Annotated in this window: 14 protein-coding genes; 11 read left to right on the top strand and 3 right to left on the bottom strand. The window is 59.9% G+C overall.

Features of this window, described 5'->3' with window-relative positions; all coding sequences use genetic code 11:
* Nucleotides 1-69 precede the first annotated feature (69 nt).
* The 7 genes from FHT76_RS22615 (at nucleotide 70) to FHT76_RS22585 (ending at nucleotide 9855) form a co-directional block, all read left to right on the top strand.
* Nucleotides 70-1287 (top strand): efflux RND transporter periplasmic adaptor subunit, encoded by a 1218-nt coding sequence (locus FHT76_RS22615; protein WP_259185892.1) that lies wholly within the window; start codon nucleotides 70-72, stop codon nucleotides 1285-1287.
* 8 nt (nucleotides 1288-1295) lie between these two features.
* A complete protein-coding gene (locus FHT76_RS22610; protein WP_259185891.1) occupies nucleotides 1296-4454 on the top strand; it encodes an efflux RND transporter permease subunit in 3159 nt (1052 codons plus the stop codon).
* Between the two features lie 288 nt (nucleotides 4455-4742).
* Nucleotides 4743-6188 carry a sensor histidine kinase gene (locus FHT76_RS22605; RefSeq protein ID WP_259126314.1) on the top strand — a complete coding sequence of 482 codons (1446 nt, stop codon included), beginning with the start codon at nucleotides 4743-4745 and terminating at the stop codon, nucleotides 6186-6188.
* Nucleotides 6185-6766, top strand: a complete 582-nt coding sequence (locus FHT76_RS22600; protein ID WP_259126313.1) for a response regulator transcription factor — start codon at nucleotides 6185-6187, stop codon at nucleotides 6764-6766. The genes FHT76_RS22605 and FHT76_RS22600 overlap by 4 nt, the downstream gene beginning before the upstream one ends.
* Before the next feature lie 93 nt (nucleotides 6767-6859).
* Nucleotides 6860-7351, top strand: coding sequence for a heme-binding protein (locus FHT76_RS22595; RefSeq protein WP_259126312.1), 492 nt, complete (start codon nucleotides 6860-6862; stop codon nucleotides 7349-7351).
* A 137-nt stretch (nucleotides 7352-7488) separates the two neighbouring features.
* Nucleotides 7489-8346 (top strand): LysR substrate-binding domain-containing protein, encoded by an 858-nt coding sequence (locus FHT76_RS22590; RefSeq protein ID WP_259126311.1) that lies wholly within the window; start codon nucleotides 7489-7491, stop codon nucleotides 8344-8346.
* A gap of 108 nt (nucleotides 8347-8454) precedes the next feature.
* Nucleotides 8455-9855, top strand: coding sequence for an amidohydrolase family protein (locus FHT76_RS22585; RefSeq protein WP_259185890.1), 1401 nt, complete (start codon nucleotides 8455-8457; stop codon nucleotides 9853-9855).
* Nucleotides 9856-9992: 137 nt separating this feature from the next.
* On the opposite strand, the gene FHT76_RS22580 is transcribed toward FHT76_RS22585, so the two are convergent.
* The 3 genes from FHT76_RS22580 to FHT76_RS22570 are packed head-to-tail and all read right to left on the bottom strand — an operon-like array spanning nucleotide 9993 to nucleotide 11769.
* Nucleotides 9993-10748 carry an SDR family oxidoreductase gene (locus FHT76_RS22580; protein WP_183863100.1) on the bottom strand — a complete coding sequence of 252 codons (756 nt, stop codon included), beginning with the start codon at nucleotides 10746-10748 and terminating at the stop codon, nucleotides 9993-9995.
* A gap of 33 nt (nucleotides 10749-10781) precedes the next feature.
* Nucleotides 10782-11201: a sensor histidine kinase gene (locus tag FHT76_RS22575; RefSeq protein WP_246712636.1), complete on the bottom strand. Its 420-nt coding sequence runs from the start codon at nucleotides 11199-11201 to the stop codon at nucleotides 10782-10784.
* A gap of 10 nt (nucleotides 11202-11211) precedes the next feature.
* A complete protein-coding gene (locus FHT76_RS22570) occupies nucleotides 11212-11769 on the bottom strand; it encodes a TetR/AcrR family transcriptional regulator (RefSeq protein ID WP_183863098.1) in 558 nt (185 codons plus the stop codon).
* A 774-nt stretch (nucleotides 11770-12543) separates the two neighbouring features.
* Between FHT76_RS22570 and FHT76_RS22565 the strand changes: the two genes are divergently transcribed.
* The 4 genes from FHT76_RS22565 to FHT76_RS22550 all read left to right on the top strand — a co-directional run bounded on the left by FHT76_RS22565 (nucleotide 12544) and on the right by FHT76_RS22550 (nucleotide 16235).
* On the top strand, nucleotides 12544-12915 hold the full coding sequence (locus tag FHT76_RS22565) for a response regulator transcription factor (RefSeq protein WP_183757684.1): 372 nt from the start codon (nucleotides 12544-12546) through the stop codon (nucleotides 12913-12915).
* Between the two features lie 218 nt (nucleotides 12916-13133).
* Nucleotides 13134-14318, top strand: coding sequence for an adenylate/guanylate cyclase domain-containing protein (locus FHT76_RS22560; protein ID WP_183863096.1), 1185 nt, complete (start codon nucleotides 13134-13136; stop codon nucleotides 14316-14318).
* 307 nt (nucleotides 14319-14625) lie between these two features.
* Nucleotides 14626-15462 (top strand): alpha/beta fold hydrolase, encoded by an 837-nt coding sequence (locus tag FHT76_RS22555; protein WP_405049259.1) that lies wholly within the window; start codon nucleotides 14626-14628, stop codon nucleotides 15460-15462.
* 326 nt (nucleotides 15463-15788) lie between these two features.
* Entirely contained in the window at nucleotides 15789-16235 is a 447-nt protein-coding gene (locus tag FHT76_RS22550; protein WP_183863092.1) for a hypothetical protein, read from the top strand.
* Nucleotides 16236-16676 lie beyond the last annotated feature (441 nt).

Here is a 16676-nt window from a genome sequence, read left to right as displayed (position 1 = left end):
AGACGGCGATGGACGAATAAATCTCGGCTCGACGCCACCGTGCAAGGTTGCGTCGCCTGGCTGCGGAAAATGGCATCGGCGATCGCGCTTGCGGCGATTGCCGCCGCCGTGCTCGTCAGTCCCCTTCTTGTCGGAAAGTCGCGTTTGGGGGCGGGTTCGCCGAAACTTGTCTCGGATATAGGCCTCGTTTCAAATGCCGACAACGCGCCGACCGTCACAACGGTCACGGCCGAAACCCGGCGTCTCGAGACGCGCACGATCGTCTCTGGATCGCTTGTGGCGCGTGAGGAGGTGTCGGTTGGAACCGAGAGCCAACACGCGAGAATTCAGGCGGTCCTCGTGGAAGAAGGCGATCAAGTCCATGAAGGGCAGATACTCGCCCTCCTGGCGTCCGATCTCGATGAAATCGCTGTCTCGATGAACGAGGTCGAGATCGAGCGCGCGAGCGCCCTCCTCCTCCAAAGCGAAAGCTCGATCGCGCTGGAAGAGGCCAATTTGGACCTGGCCCGCAAGGCACTCGAAAGGGCCCAGCCGCTATCACGCAGTGGGGTGACATCACTTGACGCGCTCGAGCAGCGCGAGGCCGACGTGAAGGTAGCCAAAGCCAAGCTGAGGACCGCGCAGCAAACGAGACGGGTTGCCGTCGCAGAACGCGCGATTGCCTACGTCAAACGCCGAGAGCTGATGACCCGCCTCGAAAAGAACCGGATCAGGGCGCCCGCCACCGGCATCGTCACCGAGCGGATCGCAAGGCTCGGCGACATCGCCTCCGCCGACGCGCCGCTATTCCGGCTTGTCAGAGATGGTCTCGTCGAGTTCGAGGCCATGGCGCCAATGCGTCTTGTCGGGCGTGTTCAAACTGATTCGCCTGTCGTCGTCACGGTTCAAGGTATGGGCACAGCCGTTTCTGGCACGCTGCGGCACATCGCGCCCAGCGTTGATCCGTCCACCAGGATGGCGCGCCTTCGCATCGCCCTTCCCCAATCCGATGTTTTGAAGATTGGCGCCTTCGCGCGCGCTGAGCTGCCTTATGTCGAAGGAAGGTCGCTTGTCCTGCCTCTCGCTGCCGTCCGTCAAGCGCCTGAAGGAGCGCAGGTGGATGTGGTGACCTCAGGTGTCGTTGAAAGGCGAAGCGTGGTGACCGGGGAGCAGACTGCTGAGCAGATCCAGATCCTGTCAGGTTTGCGCGAGGGCGAGCATGTCGTGCTGCGTGCAAGCGGAATCGTCCAGGCGGGTATGCGGGTGCGACAGGTGCCCGTCGCTTCCGTTCTCGCCTCGAGCAAGTGAGGTTGCTCATGTCGTTCAACCTTTCCCGCTGGTCGATCGAAAGGCCCGCCTACAGCATTGCGATTTTTGTTCTTCTCGTCGTGATCGGCCTTCTGTCGCTGCGTGCCTTGCCGATCAGCCGTTTTCCCGAAATGGAATCTCCAATCGTCAAGGTCGTGCTTCGGCAGCAAGCTGCCTCGGCCAGCGATCTCGAATATGACGTTGCGCAGAAATCCGAAGATGCCTTGCTGAGACTTCAAGGTATCCGTCGCCTTGATACTACGATCGAGGATGGCGCTGTGACCTTCAACGTGGAGTTCGATAGCGGCATTGACCCACAGTTGGCGCTCGAGCGTACCGATCGCGCTATCCGTTCGATTCGAGGCGACCTTCCAGCGGCGGTCGAAGAGCCGGCGATCGAGATATCAAACTTGCGGGAGATCGCCATTGCGACCTTCGCCGTGCAGTCGAACACAATGTCTCTCCAGGCGCTCAACCGCTTGCTTAGCGATGATGTCCTGCGCCGGTTCGAGCGAATTCGTGGCGTTGGAAAGGTCGTCCTTAGAGGCGGTGACGACCGTGAGGTTCGGGTCTGGCTCGACCCTGACGAGATGCTCGCACGCGGGTTGTCGACTGGTGCCATAAGCGCCGCGCTTCGCACTGCGATCACCAATTCCCCCGCGGGCATCGCGTCCGCCAATGACATCGATCGGCCAATAAGAACGGTATCGGCGCCTTCGGCCTTTGCCGCACTCGCCAACGTCGTATTGCCGGATGCCAACGGTTCCATTCTGAGGCTTTCGGATATCGCCCGGATCGAAGATGGCTGGGCCGAGGCCAACGGCTTCGCCCAACTAAACGGGGAACCCATCCTGGCTCTCTCCTTTTTCACGGAGAAAGGGGCAAACGAGGTCGAAACATTCACCCGCATCCGCGCGGCGATTGACAATTTCGCCGCTGAAGACACGCGCTTGCAGTTCACCTTGCTGGACGAGAATGCCAGCTACACCCGCAACAATGTTGCAAGCACCGTGAGTGGCATGATCGAAGGCGCGGTCTGCACGATTGCGGTGCTGTTTCTCTTCCTGAGAGATTGGCGTTCGGTCACGATCGCAGCAATCAGCCTACCGCTTGCCGTGATTCCGACATTCTTCGTGATGGAGGCGCTCGGCTTCTCCTTAAACCTCGTCTCGCTGCTCGGATTGACGTTGGCGATCGGCCTGCTTGTCGATGACACCATCGTAGAAATCGAGAACACGGCCCGGCATCTGGAAATGGGGAAGCCCCCGTTTCAGGCGGTTATCGATGCAACGGACGAAATCGGCAGCTCCGTTATTGCGATCTCATTGACGATCGTTGCCGTCTTTGCGCCGCTTGCGATGATCGGCGGCATGCCCGGTCAATATTTTCGCGAGTTCGGCATGACGGTAGCAGCGGCAACGGTGGCGTCTCTGCTCGTTGCCCGTCTCATGACGCCGCTTCTCGCCTCGAGAATGCTCCGGCCGAGGGCGCCCGCTCTACGCAACTCCGCCTTGCCTGCCAGCGGCTACTCCCGACTGCTGAGATTTGCGACCGGCCGCCACCGCATTCCACTTGGACGATCAAGAGCGGGCTTGCCTCGCCGCGCCATGACGCTTGACATGTCCGTCATCACGATTGCTCTCGGCATTGCTTCCCTTGCATGGACTGCCTTTTTCGTCCTGCCCGGCCTGACACGGGGCTTCATTCCGGAAGAGGACGGGACACAACTGCGATTTACGGTCGAGATGGCGGGCGGCACGAGCAACGCCTCCATGCGGGAGAAATCTGGCGAAGTGACCAGGTTGCTCGCCGCTGATGAAAATGTCACGCATGTTTACGCTTACAGATCTGCCCCCGCTGGCCGCGTCGCAACCCGACAGGCCTTCTCCATCCAGATTGAACTCACCGACCCTGCCGATCGCGCACAAACGCGACAGGTCATCGCCTCCAATATCGCCCGGAAACTAACATCGGTTGCCGACATCGGGGTCAATCAACTTGGGCTGACGGGCGGGCGGCAGTTTTCCGTCTCGTTGCTGTCAGAGGACGCGGCGGCACTGGAGCGCGCATCCGATTGGCTTGCATCCTCAATGGCAACCATCCCCTCAGTCGGTCATGTCTCATCCTTCGGCGCTGCGCACAGGCCGGAGCTCCAAATCATCCCGGACCTTGATCTTGCCGCCTCCTTGGGTGTCGACCTGCATTCGCTGTCGAATGCGGTGCGCGTTGCAACGATGGGCGACAGGGATCGGGAACTCGGCTCCTTCCAGATCGATGGCCGGAGCGTCCCCGTTCGGGTTGAGGCCGCAAAATCGGCCAATGAACTGTCGGTGGTCGAGACCATTCCCCTGCGAACAGGAGACGGGAAGGTGGTTCCCTTGGGGGCAGTTGCACGCATCGCGACAGCTTATGGACCCGGCCAGATCCTTCGCCAGGACGGATTGCGCCGGATCGAACTCAACGCCGATCTTGCTGCGGGCGCCTCGCCGGGGACGGCGCTCGCGCTCGTGAAGTCACTGATTGAACAACATCCGCTACCGGCCGGTGTAATCCTGCAAACGGCCGGGGAAACGCGCTCGATGGAAGATTTTTTTGCGAGCTTTGTTGACGCGAGCATTCTCGGCTCGACCTGCGTTTTTGTCATTCTCTTCGTTCTCTTCGGTAGTCCGTTTCAACCGTTGACAATCCTTCTGTCGCTACCGCTGGCGCTGTCCGGCGGGCTCATCGCGCTCGCCGCGACTGGCCATGGCGTGACTATGCCAGTCTTGATCGGAGCTCTTATGCTTATGGGCATCGTCGCTAAAAATGCCATTCTGATCGTGGATCTGGCCAGTCGGATAATCGAGGCGGGCGAGGAGCCCCGAGAGGCCGTTGTCCTGGCTGCCGAGCGGCGACTCCGGCCGATTGTCATGACCACTGTTGCCATGGTTGCCGGCATGATGCCCGTCGCCTTCGGAACTGGCGATGGCGGCGCATTCCGCGCTCCCATGGCGATCTTCGTCATCGGCGGACTGGTCGCCTCGACGGCGCTGTCGCTCGTCTTCGTGCCGGCGCTCTATCTGCAAGTACAGAAGATAGGCGCCATGATCACCCGTATTTGGTCACCAAAACCTTCTCTCCGCCCTCAGACTCGAATGGTCCAGAGCTTAGATGCAAGGCGTGACTAATCACGGGTTGGCCCACACAAGCTTCACGGCCGAATGAAGCCCCTTGATTTTGGGCGAATTTGCTTTGCGCGCCAGAGGCGGTTAATCACGTGAATTCCTGCTTTAATGAGGAGGAGGTGCAGCTCTAGCGTAGCGGCGTCATTTTGCTCCACGGCCGCCCTTCCGGACAGGGTGAATGATCCTGAGGTTTTTTAGTATGCAAAGGCCTGTCCTTCTCGTCGCTACACAATGAAAAGAAATCGCTCGACTCAGTGGATCCTACCGCTCGCAATTTGGCTGATTAGCAGCTTGATCAGCATCGCCACGGTAGCTGCGATCGAATATCGTGCAGGCCTTGCAGAACTTTCGGCGCTGGCGCGGCAGACCGATACGCTGCTCGCTGAAAAGCTGGCACAGCATGATGCCCACATGACCGCACTTGCGGCCGTAATCCGCATGTCGCCGACCGAGCCATCCCCTACCATTCAGGGGCTTGCCAACTCGATTACCGCCTTCTACCCGCGCATCGACGACATCGCGACGATCCACGTTGATGGTCCGACGGCCCATGTGGTCACCTACGGAAAGCCCACCGGCCCGACGGTTGCCGAATACCCGGCTGGTGCCGAGTTGCCGGGACTGAATAAGCCCGGCGAAACTGCAATCCGAGCAATCGCCAGAAAAAATGCCTACGACATCTATAAGCTGGTCGAAAGCAACCGGCTGCTACGGCTGCGCATCAACGCCGGCGCGTTGTTACCGGCCGACGAGATTTCTCCTGGCTATTTCGTCGGCCTGTCGCTCGATGGCATCAAACTATTCACCAGTGGAGCGAACGAGGCATCACGCCTCAGCGCAGCGACGAGCCTGTCGGCCAGCAATCCGGGTCAACCGTTGCACCTCACCTTGGGACGGTACTTCAGCCTCGGCGAGCTCATGCCTCCGCGTCTCATTGCACCACTGATGCTCGGTTTGGCGGCGCTCGTTTGGCTGGTGGCGGGATATCGCAATGCCAGGCAAGAAAGACATCGTCAGGAGCTACGCGCGGCCCTGCTGGAGCAGGAGGCGCGCCTTGCCCACGCCGGGCGGGTGAACGCACTTGGCGAGATGGCTTCGGGCATCGCCCATGAACTGGCCCAGCCGGTTACCGCTCTGCTGAGCCAGAGTCAGGCCGCGCGACGGGCGCTGGTGATCCAGGACAATGACATCCTGTTGCAGGCGCTCGACGCCAACGTCCGTGAAGCAAAACGCGCAGGCGACATTCTGGGCCGTATGCGGGCCTATATCTCTGGAGCAAAGGCACGGATCGAGATGGTGGCGCTTGCCGATGCGCTGACTGATGCGGTGCGGCTCGTCGAAGCGGACCTGGCACAACGGAGCATCGCGCTGAACATCGCGATCTCCGACCGGTCCTGCATGGTGGCAATCGATGTCATCTCGTTCCAGCAGGTCATCCACAACCTGATCCGCAATGCGGTCGAAGTTCTCTCTGGTCGGCCTGAACCGCGCATCAACCTGTGGACCGGATCCGAAGGCCAAGACGTCATCGTTGCTGTCGCTGATAACGGTCCGGGGATCGATGTCGCTGCCTTGGACCGCATTTTCGAGCCATTTTTTACCACCAAGCCGGACGGTATGGGTCTTGGGTTGCCTCTTTGTGCGCGCCTGATCGAAAAAATGAACGGCACAATCGAGGCACGCAACGATGACGGTGGTTGCTTCATCATTCGCCTGCCGTCGGGAGGAGCTCAATGATCTATCTTGTCGATGACGACGCCTCGGTGCGCGAGGCTCTGGTGCTGCTGCTTTCGACCTATGGCAAGGAAGTAACGGCTTTCCCGGATGCGGCGCACCTGCTCGCCCATATGGACAAGGCAAAGCCGGGCATACTGATCCTTGACCTGCGCATGCCGGCAACGAGCGGATTGCAGCTCCTGAAGAAGCTGGCCGAGATGAGCATTGCGTGGCCCGCAATCATGATCACCGGGCATGGCGACGTCGAAGCCTGCCGCCGCGCCTTCAAGGCCGGCGTGGCAGACTTCCTGGTCAAGCCCATTGATGAACATGTGCTGATCGAGGCGATTGCCTCGTGCGAGGCGCAACTTGCCGAGCTGCTTGCCCGACAGGAAACCGCCGGCCTGCTCGACCAGCTCACTGCCCGTGAGCGCGAGGTCATGGAGCTCGTGTCAAAGGGGCTGGGCAGCAAAGATATTGCAACAACCCTCGACGTCTCCGTTCGCACCGTCGACAGCCACAGAGCAAGCATCGCCATGAAGCTTGGAACGCCCGCTGTCGCCGAGCAGACGCGCATCTGGCTCGGCGTGTATCGGTAATCCTACCGATAAGCTTCCGTGACCGTGCGAATTTCGGAACAGCACCACGCCGGATACACCCTCTTCCGGGAAAACGAACACCTGGAGGTTCCCATGATGAAAAGCGTCCTTCTTTCTATTGTTCTTGGCACCGTTGTCGCCGCTCCGGCTGTTGCCGAAGATATCGCCAAGCAAACCAGCCTCGGCAGTGTGTTTGCGGTTGATCTTGCTCAAGCCGCCGTCAGCGCGTGCGCCGCTGATGGCTACAACGTCGCAGCCGCCGTTACCGACCGCGCGGGCATCTTGCTGGCGCTCGTCCGCGCTGAAGGCGCAGGTGCTCACACCGCGAATGCCGCGACAGCCAAGGCCTATACATCCGCATCCTCGCGGAATCCGACCAGCGGCATGGCCGAGACGGTGCAGAAGAACGGTGCCGCGGCTGGCCTCGCAGATATTCCGGGCTTCCTGGTGCTCGCCGGTGGCGTGCCGGTCAAGGTCGGGAAGGACACGATCGGCGCGATCGGCGTCGGCGGTGCACCGGGCGGCAACCTCGATGAAGCCTGCGCCGTCAAAGCCATCGAGAAATTGGCCGACAGGTTGAAGTAACTGTGATGGAAAGCGTCCGTGCCCAATTGCGGTTCGGACGCTTCATTTGCCTGCCTACGCCTTCGAATATGCGAACATTGTGGAGTCCTTCGCGTCCGGTTAGAAGTGATAATGGTCCAACGCGCGACGGCGGAATTATGAATCGCTATCCCATGTTCAGCCCGCAGCTTCTGATCAGCTTCGTGGCCGTGAGCGAGACCACCAGTTTTACACGCGCGGCCGACAGGGTGTCGCTATCGCAGTCCACCGTCAGTCAGCAGGTGCGCCGCCTGGAGGAACTTCTCGGCAAGGCGCTCTTCGAGCGAACCTCCCACGAGGTGCGGCTAACCGAAGAGGGCATCAAGCTTCTGAGCTATGCGCGACGCATTATTGCGATCAACGAGGAGGCGCACGATGCGCTGGCCGGACCGTGGCGAGACGGCGTTTTGCGGCTCGGCATGCCTGAGGATTTCACCGTGCCGACGGTCGAGTTGCTTGCAGCCTTCAAGCGCGAGCATCCGAATCTCCGACTCGACGTCACCAGCGGCCTCAGCCGCGACCTGCACCGCGCCTACCTTCAAGAGGAACTCGACCTCGTGCTGGTCAAGCAGCGACGAGTACATCTGCCACGCGCCGCACGGGCCGAACCACTGCTCTGGCTCGATAGCCAGAAGCACCCAGCTATCGACCAATCGCCGGTTCCGATCGCCGTCTTTCCCGTTAACGGGCTCTACCGCGAGGAACTGTGCCAGACGCTGGACAGCCTCGGCGTTCGCTGGCGCGTCAGCTATAGCGGCGGGGGCCTCGCAGCCCTAGCGGCCGCGTCTGCCGCCGGTCTCGGCGTTAGCTTGCTACCGGCAAGCTGTCGGCTGCCGGCGCATCGTGTGCTCGGTGCCGCCGAGCACTTGCCACCGGTCGAGGACTTCGAGCTTGCTCTGTTCTACCGGGACAACGCTTCCCCCTTGGCGCTCGACCTCGCTGATCGGCTCATTGCTTTCTGTGGTCTGACACGCTGACGTCAGTGGCAAATCGAATAGCAAGCATTTTCAATTGTCGCTGCCATGCAACGGGGACATTTCCTAAAATACGTCATCCCTTCCATGCACGACGATGAGGAGACGATAGTGCAACACGCTGTATCGCAGAGCCGCAGGGCCTTCCTAAGCCGCACCGGTCAATTGACAACAGTCGCGGCAGTCACAGGGCTGACCGGCGGCATGAGCCGCGAGGCCGCAGCCGAGACCATGAATTGCGCACAGAGCGCCACGGTAACGACGGTGAAAGACAGCCACTACCTGCTCGGCAACATACGCCTCGAAGAGGGTTTCGAGAGGGATGGCGATGTCATCGTCGCCACCCGCACGGCGCTATACACACTGGAAGTCAAAGACGGCAAGGTCGCCGCGCTGCATGCCGCCGGAGCGACGCTACCGGCGGGCCTGCCGACCTACCAGGCAGGCGGTCAACTCGCCCTGCCGACCATGCGCGATATGCACATCCACCTCGACAAGACATTCTACGGTGGCGCGTGGCAGGCGCCGCTACCACGCCAAGGCAAGACGATCATGGATATGATCGCACTCGAGGAAAAGCTGCTACCGAAATTGCTCCCGGCCTCGGTCCAGCGCGCCGAAGGCCTGATCGCGCTCCTGCAGTCCAAGGGCAGCACGATTGCCCGCAGCCATTGCAACATCGATCCGGTGAGCGGCCTGAAAAGCCTGGAGCACCTGAAGCTTGCGCTGGAGAAACACAAAGACGACTTCATCTGCGAGATCGTCGCCTTCCCACAGCACGGCCTGTTGCACTCGAAGGTCGATGCCCTGATGCGTGAAGCCATGCAGATGGGCGTCGAATATGTGGGTGGCCTCGACCCGACGAATGTCGACGGCGCCATGGAAAAATCGCTCGACGCGATGTTCCAGATCGCACTCGACACCGGCAAGGGCGTGGACATTCACCTGCATGAGACAAGTCCGGCAGGCGTTGCCGCGGTCAACTACATGATCGACACGGTGGAGAAGAACCCGGCACTCAAGGGCAAGGTGACGATCAGCCACGCCTTCGCGTTGACGACGCTCAGCCCCGAAGTCCTCGAAGAGACGGCGGCGCGGCTTGCCGCAAACGGCATGACGATCGCATCGACCGTACCGATCGGCGGGCTGATGATGCCGCTACCACAGCTCAGCAAGGCAGGCGTCTTCGTGATGACCGGCACCGACAGCGTCATCGACCATTGGTCGCCCTTCGGCAGCGGCGACATGCTGGAGAAGGCCAATCTCTACGCCCAGCTCTACCGCGGCTCCGACGAGTACCACCTGTCCCGCTCGCTCGCCATTTCCACCGGTGGTGTCCTGCCACTCGACAATGACGGCAATCGCGCCTGGCCGAAACCCGGCGACGATGCGGGTTTTACGCTGACGACCGCGAGCTGCTCGGCCGAAGCCGTCGCCCGCATGCCGGCCCGCGGCGCCACCTTCCACGAGGGTCGCCTCGTTTCCGGAGGAATCGGCAAGGCATCCTCGTAGAAGCGGAAAGGCCGCCGAAAGGCGGCCTTTCCCATCGCGGCGGCACGATCGCGTTCCGGGCAGTTTCTGATCTTTGGAATAACTGGTTGGGCGAGCGGCTCGTACCCGACCGCCTTACCGCAATGCGCCGGGATGCCTCAGAGCGAAGCCGTGATGCCGCCGTCGACGTAGAGCACATGTCCGTTCACGAAAGAGGAAGCGTCGGAGGAAAGGAAGATGCAGGCGCCAACAAGCTCTTCGACTTTGCCCCAGCGGCCAGCCGGCGTGCGTTTTTCCAACCAGGCTGAGAAGGCCGGATCGGCGACGAGAGCGGCGTTTAGTGGCGTGTCGAAATAGCCAGGGGCGATCGCATTGCATTGCAGACCGTATTTCGCCCAGTCGGTCGCCATGCCTTTGGTCAGGTTGCCGACCGCGCCTTTGGTCGCCGTATAGGGCGCGATGCCGGGGCGAGCAAGCGCGGTCTGGACGCTGGCGATATTGACGATCTTCCCGGCGCCTCGTTTGATCATGTGACGCGCGACCGCCTGGCCGACATTGAAAACCGTGGAGATGTTGGTCTTCAGCAACCGCTCGAAGGCATCTGCCGGAAAGTCCTCCAATGGAGTGCGGTGCTGCATGCCAGCATTGTTGACAAGTATGTCAATGGCGCCGATTTCCGCCTCGAAGCCGTCGACGGCGTTGCGCACGGCCTCGTGATCCGTAGCATCGAAGGCAAGCGTGCGCTTCACGCCGAGGCTTTGGGCGGCCGCCTGTAGCTTCGCCTCGTCGCGGCCATTGAGCACGATCTCTGCGCCGGCGCCTGCAAGGCCCTCGGCCAGGGCATAGCCGATGCCCTGCGAGGAGCCGGTGACGAGGGCCCGCTTGCCCTTCAAGCTGAAGAGTTGAATGCTCATGCGTTTTTCCTCAAGTGAATGCAATTTGCTTCTTCATCGATTGTCCCTTGTCCGTGTCGGCGCCAGTGCACTGCTGTCCGCAACCTTGCCACCGTCGTTCGAAACCTCTCCGTCGGATATAGCGGGAAGTGTGACCAAATACCGTGCGCCTACGCCCGCTTCATTTTCGACGCTGATCGCTCCTTGGTGATCTGCCACGATGAAACGACATATGGCTAGGCCGATGCCAACGCCGTCCGCCTTCGTCGAGAAGAATCCGTCGAAGATCCGGCTTAGATGGTCGGAAGCTATGCCACCACCGGTGTCTTCCACACTCAGCATTGTCACTCCGTCCAAACCATACGATGTCTCAACAACGATTTGGCGCCGGTCGGTCCCGGCATGCGAGATGGCCTGAATACCGTTCAGCAGCACGTTCACGATGACTTGCTGAAGCTGAATGCGGTCGCCCAAGACGTTGGGGTCAGACGTTGGTATCTGGGCTACCAATAGCTCCATAGAGGAACGTCGCGACCGCTTGCCTCACCGCGAATGCGATCTCTTCATCGCTCGGCGGTCTACCACCGAGCAAAGCCACATAGTGGGTCGGCCCCCGGACAAGGGCTAGAAACTGCTCCGCAGCCGAGATTGCATCGCCAATCTTTTCCTGTGTCTCGAAGTAGTCCACCAGAAGCTGAGAAATGCGATTTGTTAAATGACGTAAAAAGCCTTCCCCCAGCTTCGGCAGGCGCGGCGCCTCCGAAATGACTGCGCGGAAAAGAGACAGCCCTTCTGGCGAGACAACAGTTCGCAGGTAACTCATTCCGAACTTTGTCAATGTTTCCTGCAGATCGCCGCTGTGCTTGACCCTTAGTTCTTCCACAGTGCGGTCCGAAACGCGCACGGCAACCGCAAAAAACAACTCGTCCTTGCTTGGGAAGTACTTATACAGGGTCCGCTTGGAGCCGCCGACGATCCCGATGACGTCATCCATCGACGTCCGGGAGAAGCCCTTCTCGAAAAACACCGTCGTCTGGTTCATAGTTGATCGCAAACGAAGTCTTTCTGAAATGGTAACGGTACTGTAGCGTACCGCCCCATGCGGCTCAATCGGGAAACGAACGAAATTGGAGAGGCGTCCCTATTCGAGACGACGTCGAAAGAGCCACGAAGCCGCACCTAACATCACGACGGCAATTGCAAAGAGGGGCAGCGTTTGCCGCAAAACCTCGGCCACTCCAGCTGTTCAATCGTGTTTGTGCCTTCGCTTCTGCTTTGCCGGGTCGAGACGTGCCGGTTCAGGACCGTCGCGGACCCTCTGTCGGGGGTGCTAGCGGTCGACTCAAACCTGAGTTGGGGGATTTTGTGCGTTCAGTGAGCGCAGAGATGAATCGGGTAACGAGTGGCGCGCACAGAGCCCCGCTCAGCGTTGAATCAAAGACTTTCGGTCCGCGACCAAACGTTCGTTTAATTGTATCGCCTTACCGGTCTGATACCATGAGATGTAACCGGAGTTCTCGTCATCGGGCGGAGAGGTGCCGCGATCTTGGCGGGAGCCTGAAATACCTTCGAGCGAAGAATGACGAGCACGCAGCAGCTGTCTTCGACAGATAGCGTTGGAACCGACGCTTGCGAACTAGAGGTCATAGGGTCGCCACAGCCTTTTGACCAAGGCGTGCGCATGAGCACCGTCTGGCTGATCTCACCGCCCGGAATGTTTGAAAGGCCGAGCGTCGTTATCCAGTGCTTTTAGAACGAAATTTTCTTTTAACCGCCGGGAACTGCCCCGGCCCACTCTTCTGAGGTTCCATGCTCCATGCAGGCCACGAAACAAACGACGATCGCCATCATAGACGATGATTGCGCTTTGCTGGAGGCACTCCGTGACCTCTTCGAAACCGTCGGCGTCTCCAGTCTGATTTACGGCTCGGCCGACGCCTTCTTGGACTCGGGCGACCTGTCCCGTGTGGACTGCGTGCTCGCCGATGTAAGAATGCCAGGGACCAGCGGCCTCGTGCTTCTCGATGCGGTGGTTCGGGCTGAAGGCCCTCCGGTTTGCATGATGTCGTCCTTTGCTGAGAGCACCATCAGGCAGCACGCGCTGTCGGCCGGCGCAGCGTTGTTTCTGGCGAAGCCTCTGAACTCGCAGGATCTGCTCGAGTTTGTTGCGCAAGCCACGTCGCGTTGAAGAAAGACAGCACGGACGTGTTTCTCGCGAGCGTCTCTGGCTGCCGCCATTGGCGCCTCCGGGCGCCGTGCAGTACCAAATGCAGACGTAAATACCCAGAACCGCGCGGCCGCTGGCGGTCCTGCCAAGATCCGCCCACCGATAACCGTTGAAATGGTATCAGTGCGAAGGTCAAGGTTTCGGTCGATGAGTTCAGACGCTCGATCGGGAGGAACAAGATGAGTCTTCTGAATAACCCCCGCCGCGATTCGCTCGTTCAGTGGTTGCTCGCTGGCGTTCGCGAGGAACGCGATATCGCGCAGATATTCATGCAGCTCTGCACTCGGCTCGTTGACTGTGGCGTCGCGCTCAGCCGGGCGAGCCTGCATATCCGCGTCTACCATCCGCAGTGGCTCGGGACGAGGATCATATGGGCCAGGGGGCAATCGAGACCGGATGTACAGATCGTGGGCTACGAAGTTGAGGCAACCGCTACCTTCCTCCAGAGCCCTTATCGCGTCGTCTTCAGCACAGGCTCGGAAATCCGTCAAAAGCTTCAGATCCACGGGCCGCACGCCTTTCCGCTGTACGAGGAGCTGCGCGAGCAGGGTCATTCTGAATATACCGGCTGGCCAATCGATCACACGCAGGGCAAGCGGCATCTCATTACATTTTCGACAGCCAGACCGAGTGGCTTCGATGATGGTGACATTGGATTTCTGCGCGAAATACTGCCCCTGTTTTCTTTGGTCAGCGAAATCCGGGTCAAGAATCAGCTGGCACGCACGTTACTTGAGACCTATGTCGGACCGCATGCCAGCGAGCAGATACTGGACGGGGCGACGACGCGCGGAAGCGGCGTGTCAATCAACGCGGCGATCATGATCTGCGATCTGCGCGGCTTCACCAAACTGTCGGACCGTCGTCCGCGCGATGAAGTCATCTCCATACTGAACCAGTATTTCGATGCCGTTGCCGGTCCGGTTGACCGGCATGGCGGAGAGATCCTGAAATTCATCGGCGACGGGCTGCTTGCCGTTTTTCCACTAGAACAGCCAAAAGCGTGCGAAAACCTCCTGCAAGCCGTTTACGACGCCCACGAAGCGATTGCGAAGGCTCAGGGGACCAGATTCGCGGATGAACTGCGCTACGGCACCGGCGTACACGTCGGCGAAGTAATGTATGGCAATATCGGCTCGCAGAAGAGGCTCGACTTTACCGTGATCGGACCGGCCGTGAACCTTGCTTCTCGTCTCGAAAATCTCACAAAGGAGCTCCAGCGCCCGGTCTTGATCTCGTCCGAGTTTGTCAAGTTGGCAAACTGTTCGGAGCGAACCGAGCGCATGGGACTCCACAATCTGAGGGGATTTGAAGAGCCGGTAGAAGTTCACGCGCTGCGCCTTCCAGCTCACACCTTTGTCTGATTTTTTGAAGCGGCACGATGACTTCCACGTGCGCCAGACATCGATCCAAAACGTAAGTTTAGTTCCGCCAGCCTCCCGGGGCCGCTAGGTTGGTATCGCCGTTCGGCAACAGGATCAGCAGAAAACTCGACGATCTGCCGCGTAGAGACCACGCGGGACAGGAGACGATATGGATCGGAAATACACTGAAGCTACGCGTCGCGACGTTATGGCGGGCACCTTCAACCTTGCCGCCGCGGCGGTCGCATTTCAGACCTCTTCCACCGAAGCCATTGCCAAACCGACGACACCAAAAGGAACGCTTGAAATGACCACCGAATACGTCACCGCGAAGGATGGCACCAAAATCTTCTTCAAGGACTGGGGCCCGAAGGATGGCCAGCCCATCGTCTTTCATCACGGCTGGCCGCTCAGCGGCGATGACTGGGACAACCAGATGCTGTTCTTTCTCAGCAAGGGTTACCGGGTGATCGCCCATGATCGTCGTGGGCACGGTCGCTCAAGCCAGGTGAGCGACGGTCACGATATGGACCACTATGCTGCCGACGTGGCGGCTGTCGTGGAGCACCTCGATCTTCGCAATGCGATCCATGTCGGACATTCGACCGGTGGCGGTGAAGCGACACGATATGTTGCCCGTCATGGCAAGGGACGGGCCGCGAAACTTGTGCTGATCGGAGCGGTGCCACCCATCATGGTCAAGACGCCAGCCAATCCGGGCGGCTTGCCGATCGAAGTATTCGATGGTTTGCGTACGGCCCTTGCGGCCAACCGGTCTCAGTTCTACGTCGATCTTTCCAGCGGTCCGTTCTACGGCTTCAACCGTCCGGGTATACCGGTCCAACAGCCGGTGGTGCAGAATTGGTGGCGCCAGGGCATGATGGGCGGCGCAAAAGCGCACTACGAAGGCATCAAGGCATTTTCGGAAACGGATTTCACCGAAGACCTGAAGGTGATCGATGTACCGACCCTCGTTATGCATGGTGACGACGACCAGATCGTGCCGATTGCCGACTCCGCGCTTCTTTCGGCAAAGTTGCTGAAGACTGCGACGCTTAAGGTCTACAAAGGCTTGCCGCACGGCATGGCAACGACGCATGCGGATGTCATCAACGCCCACCTTCTCGCTTTTTTGAAGGCCTAGGAATCCAACGACGCGCCAGAGATATCATCCGCCATCGTGAAGATTTCGCACTCCAAAGGAGCAGGCCAAAAGAAATCTCCTCAGGATTGCGACAGTCTCCGGTTTCATTCGGAGGCTGTTTTTGTTTGCGCCGTCAGGTCGCGGAAAGGAATTCCAGCGCGATCGATGCTCCGCGGTGTTTCGCTCAACGGATGCGGAGTTGAACACGCGCGATGTTCGTCACCTCCCGTTTCAACAACGGGCACTTGGCACCCCCATACCTTCGTTTGAAGAAGCCGGTCGTCGCTGGTGCTAATTTTGGCAACAATTTTGTGTTGGAGGTCACAATGCAGGCAACCAGATATTTCGTCTATGGCATGGTCGGGTTCAACGCGCTGCTGTCGACCTGGCTGTGCATTCACATGCTCTACGACCCCGAAGGCTGGTACTATTTCGTCCCGGGCGTCACGGATACCGGGATGTTCAACCAGCATTTCATTCGAGATATCGGAATCATCCAGGGTTTCGTCGCGCTCGCCTTTGCGATCGGCCTCTGGAAGCCCGCCCGCCGCCTGGAGCTTTGGGCTGGCGGGACGCTGTGGCTAATCGCTCACGCCACCTTCCACTACTGGGAAGTGGCGGTTGGTATCTGCGGCCCCGCCGTGATCTTGCGGGACTTCCCGGCCGTTAGCCTTCCGGCAATCTTCGGTATTGTTGCAACGCTTTGGGCGGCTCGCCACGCGATTGGCTCCTCGGCGCAAAAAGGATCTCAGCAACCCTTGCAAGGTTATTGAGCATAGGTCGACATGCGGAGGGGATGCGCTGGCGAACCGTCGTAAGCACACTGACGGCTGTCGACCTACGCCCCAATCATGAAGATCGGCGTCAGCCGGTCGTGATGCTGGCGGGGAGTGCCGTTTGGGCTGGGCACGGGGGCAAACGGGTTCCGGTCCTGTGGTGGATATTGGTCGGGCAGTCGGCGGGAACGGGCAAGCGTTGTTGGCCGGCCATGCGCATTGATGCCTGACCGCGGCGGCGCTGGCGTTGAAGCCGAGCCCGAATACGAAACAAGATCTGAGGACTCTCGGTCTTGTTCTGGCAGAGAGCCCTGACTATGGGCGGTTTTGCCAACGCCCAGTGCATACGATGCTGGCCTCCGCCGCCGGTCAGGCGGCTTCCCGGCTCATGCGCCGCTCGGCCTGCTCGCTTGCATTGCTTTAGGCTGGCAACCGTTC

It is taken from the genome of Rhizobium sp. BK176 (assembly GCF_024808055.1).
Note: the sequence above shows the minus strand (reverse complement) of the source record. Positions and strands in the feature narration are given on the sequence as shown.